This window comes from Mycobacterium sp. PO1 (assembly GCF_017312405.1).
Classification (GTDB): domain Bacteria; phylum Actinomycetota; class Actinomycetes; order Mycobacteriales; family Mycobacteriaceae; genus Mycobacterium.
This window is the reverse complement of sequence record NZ_BLTG01000009.1, coordinates 81,017-96,591: the sequence shown is the minus strand read 5'-3', so window position 1 is coordinate 96,591 and position 15,575 is coordinate 81,017. Positions and strand designations below refer to the sequence as shown.

14 protein-coding genes are annotated in these 15,575 nt (G+C 67.8%); 9 read left to right on the top strand and 5 right to left on the bottom strand.

Annotated elements, in window-relative coordinates; all coding sequences use genetic code 11:
- Positions 1-9: 9 nt before the first annotated feature.
- The 5 genes from fadD3 (at position 10) to J3476_RS03575 (ending at position 5,831) form a co-directional block, all read left to right on the top strand.
- Complete coding sequence (fadD3, locus tag J3476_RS03595; protein WP_207065171.1) at positions 10-1,545, top strand: FadD3 family acyl-CoA ligase; 1,536 nt, start codon at positions 10-12, stop codon at positions 1,543-1,545.
- 1 nt (position 1,546) lies between these two features.
- Positions 1,547-2,671: an acyl-CoA dehydrogenase family protein gene (locus J3476_RS03590; RefSeq protein WP_207065170.1), complete on the top strand. Its 1,125-nt coding sequence runs from the start codon at positions 1,547-1,549 to the stop codon at positions 2,669-2,671.
- A gap of 6 nt (positions 2,672-2,677) precedes the next feature.
- Entirely contained in the window at positions 2,678-3,631 is a 954-nt protein-coding gene (locus J3476_RS03585) for an acyl-CoA dehydrogenase family protein (RefSeq protein ID WP_207065169.1), read from the top strand.
- A complete protein-coding gene (locus tag J3476_RS03580; protein WP_207065168.1) occupies positions 3,632-4,639 on the top strand; it encodes an acyl-CoA dehydrogenase family protein in 1,008 nt (335 codons plus the stop codon).
- Positions 4,640-4,718: 79 nt separating this feature from the next.
- Entirely contained in the window at positions 4,719-5,831 is a 1,113-nt protein-coding gene (locus J3476_RS03575) for a pyridoxal phosphate-dependent aminotransferase (RefSeq protein ID WP_207065234.1), read from the top strand.
- Positions 5,832-5,877: 46 nt separating this feature from the next.
- On the opposite strand, the gene J3476_RS03570 is transcribed toward J3476_RS03575, so the two are convergent.
- Positions 5,878-6,171 carry a winged helix-turn-helix domain-containing protein gene (locus tag J3476_RS03570; protein ID WP_152519908.1) on the bottom strand — a complete coding sequence of 98 codons (294 nt, stop codon included), beginning with the start codon at positions 6,169-6,171 and terminating at the stop codon, positions 5,878-5,880.
- 140 nt (positions 6,172-6,311) lie between these two features.
- Positions 6,312-7,280 carry a TerC family protein gene (locus J3476_RS03565; RefSeq protein WP_207065167.1) on the bottom strand — a complete coding sequence of 323 codons (969 nt, stop codon included), beginning with the start codon at positions 7,278-7,280 and terminating at the stop codon, positions 6,312-6,314.
- Between the two features lie 104 nt (positions 7,281-7,384).
- Between J3476_RS03565 and J3476_RS03560 the strand changes: the two genes are divergently transcribed.
- From J3476_RS03560 to J3476_RS03545, 4 genes are read left to right on the top strand one after another with little or no spacing between them, the layout of a single operon-like run.
- Entirely contained in the window at positions 7,385-8,869 is a 1,485-nt protein-coding gene (locus J3476_RS03560) for a proton-conducting transporter membrane subunit (protein ID WP_207065166.1), read from the top strand.
- Positions 8,866-11,421 carry a DUF2309 domain-containing protein gene (locus tag J3476_RS03555; protein WP_207065165.1) on the top strand — a complete coding sequence of 852 codons (2,556 nt, stop codon included), beginning with the start codon at positions 8,866-8,868 and terminating at the stop codon, positions 11,419-11,421. Before J3476_RS03560 ends, J3476_RS03555 begins: the two co-directional genes overlap by 4 nt.
- Complete coding sequence (locus J3476_RS03550) at positions 11,418-11,738, top strand: P-II family nitrogen regulator (protein WP_207065164.1); 321 nt, start codon at positions 11,418-11,420, stop codon at positions 11,736-11,738. Before J3476_RS03555 ends, J3476_RS03550 begins: the two co-directional genes overlap by 4 nt.
- 24 nt (positions 11,739-11,762) lie before the next feature.
- On the top strand, positions 11,763-12,353 hold the full coding sequence (locus tag J3476_RS03545; protein WP_207065163.1) for a carbonic anhydrase: 591 nt from the start codon (positions 11,763-11,765) through the stop codon (positions 12,351-12,353).
- A 22-nt stretch (positions 12,354-12,375) separates the two neighbouring features.
- Here the strand turns inward: J3476_RS03545 and J3476_RS03540 are convergent, their stop codons facing one another.
- The 3 genes from J3476_RS03540 to J3476_RS03530 are packed head-to-tail and all read right to left on the bottom strand — an operon-like array spanning position 12,376 to position 15,551.
- Complete coding sequence (locus tag J3476_RS03540; protein ID WP_207065162.1) at positions 12,376-13,653, bottom strand: sugar ABC transporter permease; 1,278 nt, start codon at positions 13,651-13,653, stop codon at positions 12,376-12,378.
- 47 nt (positions 13,654-13,700) lie between these two features.
- Positions 13,701-14,480 (bottom strand): ATP-binding cassette domain-containing protein, encoded by a 780-nt coding sequence (locus J3476_RS03535; protein WP_207065161.1) that lies wholly within the window; start codon positions 14,478-14,480, stop codon positions 13,701-13,703.
- Positions 14,481-14,486: 6 nt separating this feature from the next.
- Entirely contained in the window at positions 14,487-15,551 is a 1,065-nt protein-coding gene (locus J3476_RS03530) for a sugar ABC transporter substrate-binding protein (RefSeq protein ID WP_207065160.1), read from the bottom strand.
- Between the last annotated feature and the right edge of the window lie 24 nt (positions 15,552-15,575).

Here is a 15,575-nt window from a genome sequence, read left to right as displayed (position 1 = left end):
GGAGTATCGATGACGACCTCTCCGAGAACCACTCCCGCGGTTCTCGACCGGATCGCCCGCGAGCTGCCCGACCACGACGCAGTGGTGACACCGGCGCAGACGCTGACGTTCGCCGTGCTGCGCAGCCACGTCCGGCAGGCCGCCGCGGCGATGATCGACCTGGGTGTCCAGCCCGGCGACCGCGTGGCGGTCTGGTCGCCGAACACCTGGCACTGGGTGGTGGCATGCCTGGCCACCCATTGCGCCGGTGCGGTGCTGGTCCCGTTGAACACCCGCTACACCGCCAGCGAAGCCACCGACATCCTGGCGCGAACCGGCGCTCCGCTGCTCTTCGCCTCCGGCGAGTTCCTGGGCACCGACAAGGCCGCCAGCGTGGACCGCGCGCAACTGCCGGCGCTGCGGCACATCGTGCGAATCCCGGTGGACTCCGACGACGGGACATGGGAGGAGTTCGTGGCCCGGGCCGCCAACGTCGAGCTGACCGAGGTCGACGCCCGTTCCGCGGCAGTAGGCCCCGACGATGTGTCCGACATCCTGTTCACCTCCGGTACCACCGGGCGCAGTAAGGGCGTGCTCTGTGCGCACCGCCAGTCGCTCGATGCGTCGGCGGCCTGGGCGGCCTGCGGTCAGCTGTCAGAGGCCGACCGATACCTGTGCATCAACCCGTTCTTCCACAACTTCGGCTACAAGGCCGGAATCCTGGCCTGTCTGCAGACCGGCGCCACGCTGTTTCCGGAGTTGACGTTCGACCCCCAGGCAGCCATGCAGGCGGTGCAGCAGCACCGGATCACCGTCCTGCCCGGGCCTCCGACGATCTATCAGACGCTGCTCGACCACCCCAAACGCGGGGATTACGACCTGTCCTCGCTGCGGTTCGCCGTCACGGGTGCGGCCACCATCCCGGTCGTGCTGATCGAGCGGATGCAGAACGAGCTCGACATCGACATCGTGCTCACCGCATACGGACTGACCGAGGCCAGCGGGTTCGGCACGATGTGCCGCGCGGACGACGACGCCGTGACCGTCGCGACCACCTCGGGTCGCCCGATCGCCGACTTCGAGCTGCGCATCGGCGACCAGGGGGAAGTGCTGCTCCGCGGACCCAACGTGATGCTGGGCTATCTCGACGATCCCGATGCCACCGCCGCGGCGATCGATTCGCACGGTTGGTTGCACACCGGCGATGTCGGGGAACTCGACGACGCGGGCAACCTGAGGATCACCGACCGGCTGAAGGACATGTACATCTGCGGCGGGTTCAACGTCTATCCCGCCGAGGTCGAACAGGTGCTGGCCCGGCTCGACGGTGTCGCCGAGGCCGCGGTGATCGGCGTGCCCGACGACCGGCTCGGCGAGGTCGGCAAGGCCTTCGTCGTCGTGCTGCCCGGAGCCGACCTGACCGAGCAGTCGGTGATCGACCACACCCGCGAACACCTCGCCAATTTCAAAACCCCCCGCTCGGTGGAGTTCATCGACGCGTTGCCCCGCAACCCCGGCGGCAAGGTCGTCAAACCCCTTCTCCGACAGCGAAGCGAAAGGGCCTGACGTGGATCTCACGTTCGACGACGCCACCGACGAGTTCCGCGCCGAGGTGCGACAGTTCCTCACCGCGAACACCGACGCGTTCCCGACGAAGTCCTACGACACCGCCGACGGTTTCGAACAGCACCGGCGTTGGGACAAGGTGCTCTTCGATGCGGGACTGTCGGTCATCACCTGGCCGGAACGCTACGGCGGCCGAGACGCGACGCTGCTGCAATGGGTGGTCTTCGAAGAGGAGTACTTCCGGGCCGGCGCACCGGGTCGGGCCAGCGCCAACGGCACCTCGATGCTGGCGCCGACGCTGTTCGCGCACGGCACCGAAGAACAGCGCGACCGAATCCTGCCGAAAATGGCCAGTGGTCAAGAGATCTGGGCTCAGGCCTGGTCCGAACCCGAATCCGGCAGCGACCTGGCGTCGCTGCGCTCGACGGCCACCAGGACCGACGGCGGGTGGCTGCTCAACGGCCAGAAGATCTGGAGCTCCCGCGCGGTGTTCGGCGAGCGGGCGTTCGGCCTGTTCCGTTCCGACCCCGAAGCGCAGCGCCACAAGGGCCTCACCTACGTGATGTTCGACCTGAAGGCCGACGGTGTCACGGTCCGGCCGATCGCCCAGCTCGGCGGCGACACCGGGTTCGGTGAGATCTTCCTCGACGACGTCTTCGTCCCCGACGAAGACGTGATCGGCGAGGCCAACGACGGCTGGCGCGCGGCCATGAGCACGTCCAGCAACGAGCGCGGAATGTCGTTGCGCAGCCCGGCCCGCTTCCTGGCACCGGCCGAGCGACTGGTGGCCCAGTGGAAGCAGAACCCGGACCCGGCATTCACCGATCGGGTGGCGGATGCGTGGATCAAAGCGCAGGCCTACCGGCTGCACACCTTCGGCACCGTCACCCGCGTCAGCAACGGTGGGGAACTGGGGGCGGAGTCCTCGGTCACCAAGGTGTTCTGGTCCGATCTCGACGTCGCGCTGCATCAGACCGCGCTGGACCTTCGCGGAGCTGACGGCGAGATCGCCGATTCCGTCTCTGACGGCCTGCTGTTCGCCCTCGGCGGCCCGATCTATGCCGGTACCAACGAAATTCAGCGCAATATCATCGCCGAGCGGCTGCTGGGCCTGCCCCGAAAGTAGATCGACGTGAACTTTGAGATCGACGAACAGCAGCGCGACTTCGCGGCCAGCATCGATGCGGCCCTCGGCGCCGCCGACCTGCCGACCGCAGTGCGGTCGTGGGCCGACGGCGACACCGCACCCGCCCGCAAGGTGTGGGCCCAGCTGACCGACCTGGGTGTGACCGCGCTGATGGTCCCAGAGCGGTTCGACGGCATCGACGCCCATCCGGTCGACCTGGTGGTGGCCATGGAGCGGCTGGGCCGCTGGTGTGTGCCCGGCCCGGTCGTCGAATCCGTTGCGGTGGCACCGATTCTGCTGGGCGACGACGAGCGTCTCGGCGCCCTGGCGTCCGGCGAGCTCATCGCCACCGTCGCGCAGCCGCCATGGGTGCCGCGCGCCGTGGACGCCGCCACCGCCGGCCTGGTGCTGCTGGCTGGTGACGGACAGGTCCACGAGGCGAGTCCCGGCGCCGAACACGAGTCGGTGGATCCGAGTCGAAAGATCTTCGCGGTCGAGGCAACCGGCGACGGTTGGTCGGCCGACACGGCGTTGGCCTTCGAGTTCGGGGCGCTGGCCACCGCCGCGCAGTTGGTCGGCGCCGCGCAGGGAATGCTCGACGCCGCGGTCGCCTACGCCAAGCAGCGCAGCCAGTTCGGCACGGTGATCGGCACCTACCAGGCCATCAAGCACAAGCTGGCCGACGTGCTCATCGCCGTCGAACTGGCCCGCCCGCTGGTTTACGGTGCAGCGCTGTCCCTGGCCGACCGCTCCCCCGACACCGCCCGCGACGTGAGCGCCGCCAAGGTGGCCGCAGCCGACGCCGCCCTGCTGTCCGCCAGGTCCGCCCTGCAGACCCACGGGGCGATCGGTTTCACCGCCGAACACGATCTGTCGCTGCAGTTGCTGCGGGTACAGGCGTTGAGACCCGCATGGGGTGATCCGACCTGGCATCGACGGCGAGTACTGGAGGCCCTGTAGATGAGCGAAGAACGCGAACTGCTGCGCGACACCGTCGCTGCGCTCGTGGACAAGCACGCCACACCCGAGGCCGTTCGCGAGGCGATGGTCTCCGAGCGCGGTTACGACGAGGCGCTGTGGACGATGCTGTGCGAACAGGTCGGCGCCGCGGCACTGATGGTTCCCGAAGAGCTGGGTGGCGCGGGGGGCGAACTGGCGGATGCCGCCGTGGTTTTCGAGGAGCTGGGTAAGGCGCTGGTGCCGACCCCGCTGTGGGGCACCACCCTCGCCGAGCTCGCGCTGCTGTCGGTCGACGACCCCGACGGCGAGACCCTGGGGGCTCTCGCCGAGGGGACCGCGATCGGAGCGGTGGTGTTTGACACCGACGAGCGCTTGCGCGAGGAGCAGACCAACACCGACGAGCGCTTGCGCGAGGAGCAGACCGGCCGCCGCTACGTGGTCCACGGCGACGTCGCCGACGTCGTCATCGCGACCGACGGTGAGACGTTGACCCGGTGGACAGAGTTCACCGCGGCCCCATCGGTTTCCATGGACCCGACGCGGCGGCTGGCTGTGGTGGAAGCCAAGGCCACCGCGACGGTGGGTGCCGACCCCGGGCTGGCCGACACTGCTGCGATCCTGCTGGCCGTCGAGCAGATCGGCGCCGCGACGCGATGCCTGGACCTCACCGTCGCCTACACCAAGGACCGGGTGCAGTTCGGTCGCCCGATCGGGAGCTTCCAGGCCCTCAAGCACCGGATGGCCGACCTCTACGTCGCGGTGCAGTCGGCGCGGGCTGTGGTCGCCGAGGCGGTCGCCGACCCGTCACCGACGTCGGCCGCACTGGCCAGGCTGGCGGCCAGCGAGGCCTTCTCCGCGGTGGCCGCCGAAGCGGTACAGATGCACGGCGGCATCGCGATCACCTGGGAAAGCGACATCCAGCTCTACTTCAAGCGCGCGCACGGCAGCGCTCAGCTGCTCGGGCCCCCGAGACAGCAGCTGCGCAGTCTCGAATCCGAGGTGTTCTAGCCTGGACACCGTGACTTCTGCGGACGCGAGGAGCAACAGGGGCCCAGCTCTGCGCTCCGGTATCCCGCCGTTCTACGTCATGGACGTGTGGTTGGCTGCTGCCGAGCGTCAGCGCACCCACGGTGATCTGGTCAACCTTTCGGCCGGCCAGCCCAGCGCGGGCGCGCCATCGGCGGTGCGCGAGGCCGCCGTCGCGGCGTTGACCCGCAACCAGCTCGGCTATTCGGTGGCGCTGGGCATCCCCGAACTGCGCGCAGCGATCGCCGAGTCCTACCGCGCTCGGCACGGGCTTGCAGTCGACGCCGACGATGTCGTCGTCACCACCGGTTCTTCGGGTGGCTTCCTGTTGGCGTTCCTGGCTTGCTTCGATGTCGGTGACCGGGTGGCCATCGCCAGCCCCGGATACCCCTGTTACCGCAACATCCTCTCTGCCCTGGGATGTGACGTCGTCGAGTTGCCCTGTGGTCCCGAGACCCGGTTCCAGCCGACGGTCGAGATGTTGGCTGCCGTCGATCCGCCGGTCTCGGGTGTCATCGTGGCCAGTCCCGCCAATCCGACCGGCACGGTCATTCCCCCGCAGGAGCTCGCCGCGATCGCAACGTGGTGTGACTCGAACGGGGTGCGCCTGATCAGCGACGAGGTCTACCACGGCCTGGTGTACGACGGCGCACCGGCGACGAGTTGCGCGTGGCAGACATCACGGGAATCTGTTGTGGTCAACAGTTTTTCGAAATATTTCGCGATGACGGGCTGGCGTCTGGGCTGGCTGCTGGTACCGCAGGAACTGCGCCGCGCGGTCGACTGTCTGACCGGCAACTTCACCATCTGCCCACCGGTGCTCCCCCAGTTGGCTGCCGTCTCGGCGTTCACACCGGAGTCGGTGGCCGAGGCCGAGGCGCTGCTCGACGGTTACGGCGCCAACCGCAGACTGCTCCTCGACGGCCTGCGCGCCCTCGGCCTGGACAAACTCGCCCCCACCGACGGTGCGTTCTACGTGTATGCCGACGTCTCCCACCTGACCACCGACTCGCTGACCTTCTGCGAGAAGCTGCTGGCCGACACCGGCGTCGCGATCGCGCCGGGGGTGGATTTCGACACCGTGCGGGGCGGGGCGTTCGTGCGGTTGTCGTTCGCCGGACCGACCTCTGACATCGAGGAGGCGCTGCGCCGACTCGGCGCCTGGCTCACCTGAGCCGGTCGGCTTCCGGTTGGGATGAGCCGCCCGCCCGAAATCGGGGTCAGGTCAGTGCTTCGATCAGTTCTCCGACGGTGTGCGCCGACTCCAGTGGGTGCCGCAGCCGGCCCGACGGGTTGACGGTGTAGCGGTTGCGCCGGCCTTCTTTCGACTTGTCCAGGTAACCGTCGGCGATGAGGTCCGCCACGATCGCCTGGACGGCGCGCTCGGTGATGCCGATCAGCTGACTGAGTTCCCGGGCGGTCAGGGATTCCCCCTGGGCCAGACACAGCAGCACATGGGCGTGGTTGGTCAGAAACGTCCAGGTGCGCGGCCGCTCGGCACCGGCCTCCGGCAGACGCCCGCCCGACCCGGCGCCCGCAGCGCGTCGAGCCGGGCGGTCCGTGCTCGGCGCGCGCCGCCGCGTCGTCGTCGTTCGCGTTCGCTTCGTCGCAGCCACCGCGCCATGATACTGCCCTGTTCACGAAAGACGTTTCATCAATCGCGGGACGCAACTCCTTTCTCATCGTCGACGGCGTCTCGGTTTCGGGTCGCCACCAGGCTCCAGCCGATCGACACCGCCAGCGTCACCACGATGACCGACAGCGTCAGCGGTATGGGTAGCTTGCCCACCGGCGTCTCCGACAGGATCAGCTTCACCCCGGCGAAGGCGAGCAGGAACGCCAGGCCGTAGTGCAGATGGATGAACCGGCGCATCAACCCGGACAGGCAGAAGTACAGACTGCGCAGACCCAGCACGGCGAACGCGTTCGCCGTCCACACCAGGAAGGTGCTGGTGGTGATCGCCAGCACCGCGGCGACGGAGTCGATCGCGAAGATCAAGTCGGTGGCTTCCACGGCGACGAGCACCACCAACAGCAGCGTCGCAACCCGCTTCCCGTCGATCCGCGTGATCAGCCGGTCACCGTGGTAGTTCGGGTCGACCGGAATCACCCGACGAACCAGGCGCACGAGGAGGTTCTTCTCGGGCTGAAGATCCTCGTCGTGCTTGAAGGCCATCTTGTACGCGGTGTAGATCAGGAATCCACCGAACAGGTAGGCGGTCCAGAAGAACGCAGTGAGCAGTTCGGCGCCGACGAAGATGAACACCAACCGGAACAGCAGCGCACCGATGACGCCCCAGAACAGCACCTTGTGCTGATAACGGTCGGGAACGGCGAAATAGGTGAAGATCAGGGCGAAGACGAACACATTGTCGACCGACAGCGCCTTCTCGATGAGATATCCGGCGTAGTAGGTGCCTGCGACCTCGCCCCCGTAGGTCCACCACAGCACAGCTCCGAAACCGAGTCCTGCGCCGATCCACAGGATCGACCACACCGCCGCCTCGCGGAATTCGATGACGTGGTTGTCGCGATGCATGAACAGGTCGATGGCCAGCATCACGACGATGGCCGACATGACCGCGACCCACGCCCATACCGGCACCGCCAAAGGTTCGGTCATCACTTCCCCTGACCTGCGGTTGCGCTCCGGAGAGCAGAGAGCTCATCCGTTGTTATTTTCGCGAAGATTGACACACGAGACACAATACACGTACTGTGCTTCGTATGTTAAGCGGAATCGCGCAGGCGGCCCTGGCCACCACGGTATCGGCGCCACTGATGTCGGCACTGCTCGCAGCGCTGCTCGGCGCGCGGTGGCCCGAGCAGCTGGTGCGAGTTGGCGCAGCTGTTGCCGGCATCGGCTTCCTCGTCAGTGTGGGTCTGGCGGCAGCCCTGTTGAGCGGGACCGAAACTGTCATCGGGAAGGGCGTTTTCAGCCTGCAGGTCGATCCGGTCGCCGCGATCATGCTGCTGCTGATCTTCGGGGTCAGCGCGGTCGCCCAGACGTACGCGGTGCGCTACCTGGCCGGCGACCGCCGCGGTGGATGGTTCGCCGCGGGAGCATCGCTGTTGACGGCGAGCTCGGCGGTGATGGTGACGGCCACCGCACCCGTGGGGATCGGGGTCGGCTGGACCGGGGCCGGGATCGCGCTCTGCGTACTACTGGCCACCTACTGGCAGCTGCCCGCCGCGCGCGACGGGGTCCGCCGAACGGCCATCGCCTTCGTCATCGGTGACGTCGCGCTGTGGTCGGCCATCGGCCTGGTCACGCTCGACGCGTCCGCCGGCGGGACCCTCCCCGCGGTGGCGGCTTTCCTCATCGTCACCGCCGCGCTCTCCCGGTCCGCTCAGATACCCTTCCATCGCTGGCTGCCCGCCACACTGGCCGCACCCACGCCGGTGTCGGCACTGCTCCACGCAGGCGCCGTCAACGCCGGAGCGCTACTGCTGCTGAGGCTGCACCCGGTCTACGACACCGCTGTGGCCGGCGCTCTCGCGATCGTGGCGGGCACCGCGACGTTGCTCTACGGCGCCGCCGTGATGCTGGTCAAGCCCGACGTCAAAGGCGCACTGGCACATTCGACGATGGCGCAGATGGGGTTCATGATCCTCACCTGCGGACTGGGACTCTGGGCAGCAGCGGTCATCCATCTTGTCGCACACGGCTTCTACAAGGCCACGCTGTTCCTGTCGTCCGGTTCGGCGATCGCGGGACTGCGCCGTAACTCCGCAGTTCCCCACGACATCGCGGCAAGCGGCCGACAGCGAACACTCGCCGCGACCCTCTCGGTAGCACTGCCCACCGCCGCCCTTCTGACCGCGCTCGCGGTGATCCCGGCTGCACCCGCCGACCACGGCGCCGAGTACGCCCTGCTGATCTTCGCCTGGGTCACCGGCGTGGCCGCCACCTGGGGCTGGCTGCACCGACGCCCCGGCCTCGGTGGTGCCGCCGTCGCCGCGTCCTTCCTGGTGCCCGCCGCGGTGGCCTACCTCGGCCTGATCCGGGCGGTGGGGCACTTCCTCGAACCCGCGCTGCCCGCTCCATCGGGGCCGAGCACCACCGCCTGGGTCGTCGTCGCAGCCGCGGTCACGCTGCTGGCTGGGGTTGCGACGCTCCGCTACCGACCTGGCGGCCTGCACGGCGCCATCTACACCCGAGTCCTCGCCGCCGGACATGTGCCGACCCCCACGACAGGAGCTCATCGATGACCACAGTCACAGCAGCACCGACCGCGGCGACCCGCCGCGCACAGCTACGCAGCGACGTCCGGCTGGCTGCCCGGGTGCTTCCCACCCACTACCCGCTGGAGACTTTCATCGCGGTCAACCCGCTCAGCGGCATGCTCGGTATGCCGTTCGAACAGGCCATTCGCCGTGCCGGCGACCTGTACGGAGCACGAGGGACGCTGCCCGAGAGCACTTTCCGCACACTGCACCGCCAGGGTCGGATCACCGACGCCGACCTGGACCACGCGCTTGTGCGCCGCCACCCCAACCTCGTCGACGAACCGCCGGTGCTGCTGGGCGGGCGCCGCGTCGATGCCACCGAGCTGTTACGCGCGGACCTTCTCAACGGTGCCGAGTACCCGAACCCGCTACGCCGGTACCGCACCCGCGCCGAGCAGAGCGCTCCTCGCGTCGCAGAGCAGGTCGACACGCAGGTCGCGAAATGGTGTTCGGCCTTCTTCGGTGCGGCCGCCTGGCCGATGCCGGGCCGTGACAACGGCTTCTACCGCGCATGGCGCACGCTGGCACCGAAGGACCGCACGCTACCCCGCGCGGCGCGGATCGCCCTGACCTCAACCGCCGAGCGCGCCGACGACGCTGTGCTCTCCGCGCTCGACGCGCTCGGTGTCGACGACGACAACCGCATCACCTACCTGCAGGCACACCTGACCAAGCTGCCGGGATGGGCCGCGCACGTGCAGTGGTGCGGGGACCGGGCAGCGGGAATCGACCTGGTGGACTACCTGGCCATGCGCCTGCTGTACGAGGCCGCGCTGTTGTCCGACGAGTACCCCGGACCAGCTGCCCCCGCAGAGCGGCCCACTCCCCCGACCGCGCGAGATCGGCTCACGCACCTGCTGGATCTGTGGAACATCACCCCGGGCGACGAGAGCGAACTGACCGCCGCGGCCCGCATCCTGGCACTGTTGCCGGTCACCACCCGGGAGATGATCTGGCAGAACGCTTTCGAGGGCGCCTACCGGGACCGCCTCCTGGCAGACCTGGCGACCGACCCGCCAATTGAGACCGAGCCGGCGCACACCCACCTGGTCACCTGCATCGACACCCGGTCGGAAGGATTGCGTAGGCACCTGGAGACGTCACAGGGTTACGACACCTACGGCTTCGCCGGCTTCTTCGCGGTCGCCATCAGGTACACCGGCCTGCTCGGCGGTGCCTCTGCTGACCTCTGCCCGGTGTTGATCTCACCGGCCCACGAGATCAGCGAGAACGCCGAGGAATCCGAGTCGGCTGCGGTGTGCCGCCACATCCGCGGCAACCAGCAACTGGCGGGCGCGGAGTCGGCGTTCCACGCCGCCAAAGATGCGATGGTCGCGCCCTACGCGCTGGCCGAGGCCGCCGGCTGGATCGCCGGGCCGCTGGCCGCCGCGAAGACCTTCATGCCCGCCGCAGCAGCCCGGGTACGCCGTCGTCTGCACGGTTTGGTCACGCCCCCGGCTCCGACACACGTCGACGTCAGCGCCATGCCGGTGCACGAACAGATCCTGTTCGCCGAGGTGATGCTCACCGCGATCGGACTGACCCGCGGGTTCGGACGACTCATCGTGCTGTGTGGCCACGGCAGCACCACGGAGAACAACCCCTATCAGGCCTCTCTGGACTGCGGCGCCTGCGGCGGCCAGGCAGGCGGACCCAACGCCCGAACCGCCGCTCGGGTCCTCAACCGAGCTGAGGTCCGAGAAGGGTTGCGGGCGCGCGGGATCGACATTCCGGCGCACACCGTCGCCGTGGCCGCGCTGCACGACACCACGACCGACGTGGTCACGATTCTGGACACCCACCTGGTTCCCGCCGGTCATCGACCCGACATCGCCCGCCTCACCGCCGACCTCCGCCGCGCCGGCGCCGCGCTCGCCGCCGAGCGGGCCGTGGCACTTCCCGGCACGACAGCGCGCCGGGGTACGGCCCGCGGTGTCGCACGACGTTCGGTGGACTGGGCGCAGGTGTATCCCGAGTGGGGCCTGGCCGGCAACGCCGCCATGGTCATCGCTCCGCGCACGGTCACCCGCGGGATAGATCTGCAGCGACGGACATTCCTGCACTCCTACGACGCGGCGGTGGATCCGGACGGCGCCGCATTGGAGACGATTCTCACCGCACCGCTGGTTGTCGCCCACTGGATCAACTCGCAGTACTACTTCTCCACCGTCGCACCTGACATCTTCGGCGCGGGCTCGAAGACCATCCACAACGTCGTCGGCGGCTCCGGCGTCATCGCCGGTCACACCGGTGACCTGAAGCTCGGACTGCCCGCGCAATCGGTCGCCGTCGGAGATCGGCTGGTGCACGAACCGCAACGGCTCCTGGCCGTCATCCAAGCCCCGCTGGACCTGATCGACACGGTGATCGCCCGCAACCCGATCCTGCAGCAACTCTTCGGAAACGGGTGGGTCAGCGTGGCCGCCCGCGCCCATCCGAGCGAGCCATGGCAGCGCTGGACTCGGTCCAGTTGGCGATCGTGGTTCGACAACAACTGTCCTGCAAACGATCTGACGGAGGTAACACTGAGATGACAACCGCCCTGACGAAGATGACGAAAGTCGAGGTCGTGGTGGCCGGCAAAGATGCCCCGGCGGTGCGCGACCTCATCGGCTCCGTCGGCGCCACCGGCTTCACCAGCCTCTCGGGTGTGTCGGGCCTCGGCCACCACGGCTATCACCAGGGCCGGCTGCTGTTCAACCAGCAGGCCACCCTCGAACTCATCATCACCGTCGTTCCCCAGGAGAGGGCCGACGCGCTCCTGGCCGGACTCCGGCCGCTGCTCGACGCGTCATCCGGGGTGATGTTCGTGACCGAGACCTATGTCAGTCGCCCCGAATACTTCAGCTGACCCACCACGAAAGGAACACCGCACATGTCCAATCCGCAAGAAATCTGGAACCGCCTCCGCGCCGGAGCCGACGGACTGCACGCCCCGAACGACACCGACATGGGTCGACCCGTCGCCGCGGTGCTGCGCTGCGCGGACGCCACGATGAGCGGTCCCGGCATCTTCGGCCGGCCTGCAGGGTCATTGGTCGACCTGAGTTCGTGGGGCCTGGCCGTCGACACCAGCGTGCTGGCCGGGGTCGACTTCGCCGTCGAAACCGCGGAGGTGCCGCTGATCGTGGTGCTCGGACACGATGATTGCGCCGCGATTCGCGCTGCGGTCAAGGCCTGGAATCACGCGGAGCTGCCCGACGGTGCGATGCGCGCCGCGGTCGAGGGAGTGCTCATGTCGCTGGTGGGTCGCGGCGCATCCGTGGAATCCCATGCGCATGTCGCGGCCGCGCACGCGGTCGAAACCGGTCTGTCACTGCTCAAGCGCTCTCCCGCGCTGACGCATCGGGTAGACGATGGCACGTGCGGAATCGTCTGCGCCACCTACGATGGGGCGGTTCTCCGGGTCCACGCGACCATGGGGGACGTCAGGGACGCCAGTGCTGCGCTCGTGGAATGCGTGTGAGGAGGCCGGCATCCGGGAGCTGTCAGCCCACACCGGTCGACGAGCGCCGACGACGGGAGATCGCGTCCACGCTGGCGGCGAGCAGCAGCACACCGCCGGTGACCAGGAAGTTGATGTAGGACGACTGGTTGAGCAGGCCAAGGCCGTTGGCGATGGTGGCCACCACCACGCCGCCGATCACGGCGTCGATGGCCCTGCCCCTGCCGCCGAACAGGCTGGTGCCGCCGATGACCGCGGCGCCGACGGCATAGAGCAGCGTGTTTCCCGCCCCTGAGGACGCCGACACCTTGCCCGCATAGGACGCGGCGATGATCCCGCTCAGCGCCGCCAGCGACGAACAGACGACGAACACCGAAACCCGTATCCGGTCAACCGAGATTCCCGCCCGACGGGCCGCCTCGGCATTGCCGCCGACGGCGTAGATATGCCGTCCGTAGGACGTCCGGGTGAGCACGACGGTGGCGACCACGAGCAGGACCAGAACGAGCGGCAGCACGTAGGGAATGCCGCGGATCTCCACGCTCGGGTTGACGCTGCGGTTGACATTGAGCACGACCGTCACACCGAAAACGACTGCGGCTATCGCCGATATGCGCGCCAGGACCACCCCACCCGGGGGGTGCGACAGTCGTAGCGCCTTCTTGCGCCGAAGCTGCAGGGCCTCCACACCCGCGTATCCCAGCACCACTGCCAGCGCGAGCGCCCAGCCGACAGGGACGGACAGGTTCTCGATGGTCAGACCTCGGATCACCGGATCGTCCACTCGGACCGAGCCGCCCTCGCCGATCAGCTTGAGCGTCACGCCCTGCAGCCCGAGGAAGAACGCCAATGTCACGACGAACGAGGGAATTCCGAGGCTGGCCCGCAGGACGCCGATGGCCAGCCCGATCAATGCGCCGCACGCCGTGCCGACGAGGATGGCGGCCCACCACGGCCAGCTCATGTTCACCACGGTCAGCGCCATGGCACAGGCCGAGACTCCGCCGGCCACCCCGGCCGACAGGTCGATGTCGCCGAGCAGCAGCACGAACACCAGACCCATGGCCAGCACGCAGATGGCTCCGGCCTGGGTGATCAGGTTGGCCAGGTTCAACGCGGACAGGAAGCGGTCGTTGGCGAGTCCGAAGACGACGAAGAGCACGACGAGACCGAGAACCGCAGGCAGCGAACCCATGTCACCGCCACGCACGCGCCTCCAGTACCCGACCATCGCGCTACGGAGTGTCTGTTGTTCGCCGACGTCGCCGGCGAAATCCGCGTCGGCGAGGCTGACAGCAGGTCGGGAGCGGAAAGTTGTCATCACGGGTTCCTCATGTGTGTCGTCACGGTGGTGCACGGCGCCGGCGCTCACACCGGTTCGGTCAGCGATACCAACCCGAGATCACCCGATCGGCCGGCGGTTATCAGCTCCACGACCTGCGCGTGACTCACCTCGGAAGCCTCGACGTCGGCGGCGACCCGTCCGAGGTAGAGCGCACATATCCGGTCGGCCACGGCAAAGACGTCGGACATGTTGTGGGAGATCAGAACCACTCCCAGTCCTTGATCGGCCAGTCGGCGGACCAGATCGATCACCTGACGGGTTTGCGCCACCCCCAGCGCCGCGGTGGGTTCGTCGAGCAGGACGACCTTGGAGTTCCACAGCACCGACTTGGCGATCGCCACGGTCTGGCGTTGTCCGCCGGACAAGCTCGACACCGTCTGGCGGACCGACTTGACGGTGCGCACCGACAGCGACGCCAGCGCATCCCGGGCCATTGTCTCCATACGCGCCTCGTCGAGCAGACCTCTGCTGGTGAGTTCTCGGCCGAGAAACATGTTTTCGACGATGTCGAGGTTGTCGCAGAGTGCCAGATCCTGGTAGACGACTTCGACGCCCAGCGCCGAGACGTCGTTGGGGCTGCGGACGGTCACCGGGCGCCCCTCGAAGAGATATCTGCCGCTGTCGATGTGATAGATGCCCGCGATCGTCTTGACGAGGGTCGACTTGCCTGCCCCGTTGTCGCCGACCAGGGCGGTCACCTGTCCCGGATACACCTGGAAGTCGACGTCGTGGAGCACGTGAACGACACCGAAACTCTTGTTCACTCCGCATAGTTCGAGGATCGGCTGCACGTCGGCGGTCATCGGCGATCAGGCTCCTGCTTCGGTGCACAGCGACGCGAACTGGCCCGAACACACCTCATCTTTGGACTGCCCGCCGTCGTCGAACACCACGTTGAGGTTGTCCTTGGTGATGGATTTCGGGGTCAGCAGCACCGAGGGAACGTCCCGGCCGCCGGTGTCGTCACGTGAGGTGCTCGTCGTGTTCGGCTGCTCACCGTTGGCCAGCGCGATGGCCACGTCGGCGAGCGCATTGGCTTCCTCGGTCGCGGACTTGTAGACAGTCATGCACTGCGATCCGGCCAGGATGTTCTGCAGTCCCTCGACCGTCGCGTCCTGGCCGGTGACCGGTACCTGGCCGGCGCGCTTGTTCTTCTCGAGAATCGAGATGACCGAACCGGCGAGACCGTCGTTGGCGGCATACACCCCGTCGACGCGACCGTCGGCCGCGGTGTAGAGCTGCTCGAAGATCGTCACCGCTTTGTCGTTGTCCCAGTCCGGCACCGACTGCTCACCGACGATGGTGACGGTGGGAGTCGCGTCGATCACCGAGTGCGCGCCGTCGCTGAACAATGTGGCGTTGTTGTCGGTCGGAGAACCGTTGAGGAACACCACGTTCGCCGGCCGGCCGCCGAGGCAGTCCACCAGACCCTGACCCTGCAGCTCCCCGACCTTCGTGTTGTCGAACGACACGTAGACATCGGCGGAGCCACCCAATGTCAGGCGGTCGTAGTCGATGGTCTTCACGCCCTGGGTTGCGGCCTTCTGCTGAATCGATGCCCCACTGTCGGAATCGAGGTTGACGATGGCCAGGACGGTCACCCCATCAGCGATCATCCCGTCGGCGATGGTGGCCATCGTGTCCGCCGAACCCTCGGCATTCTGGATCGTGTAGTCCACCCCGGCGTCCTGGAACGCCGCCTCCAGGGCGGGACGGTCCTTGCTTTCCCAGCGCACCGACGATTTGGTGTCGGGAAGAATGACCCCGACCTTGCCGGCGCCGCTGCCCGAGGAGTCCGAGCCCGAACTGCATGCGGTCAGAGCCAGCCCCACCCCGATGATGACGCCAACTGAAAGTGTGCGAAGTCTTCTCACGATTTCCCTCCCGGTCGATGAATT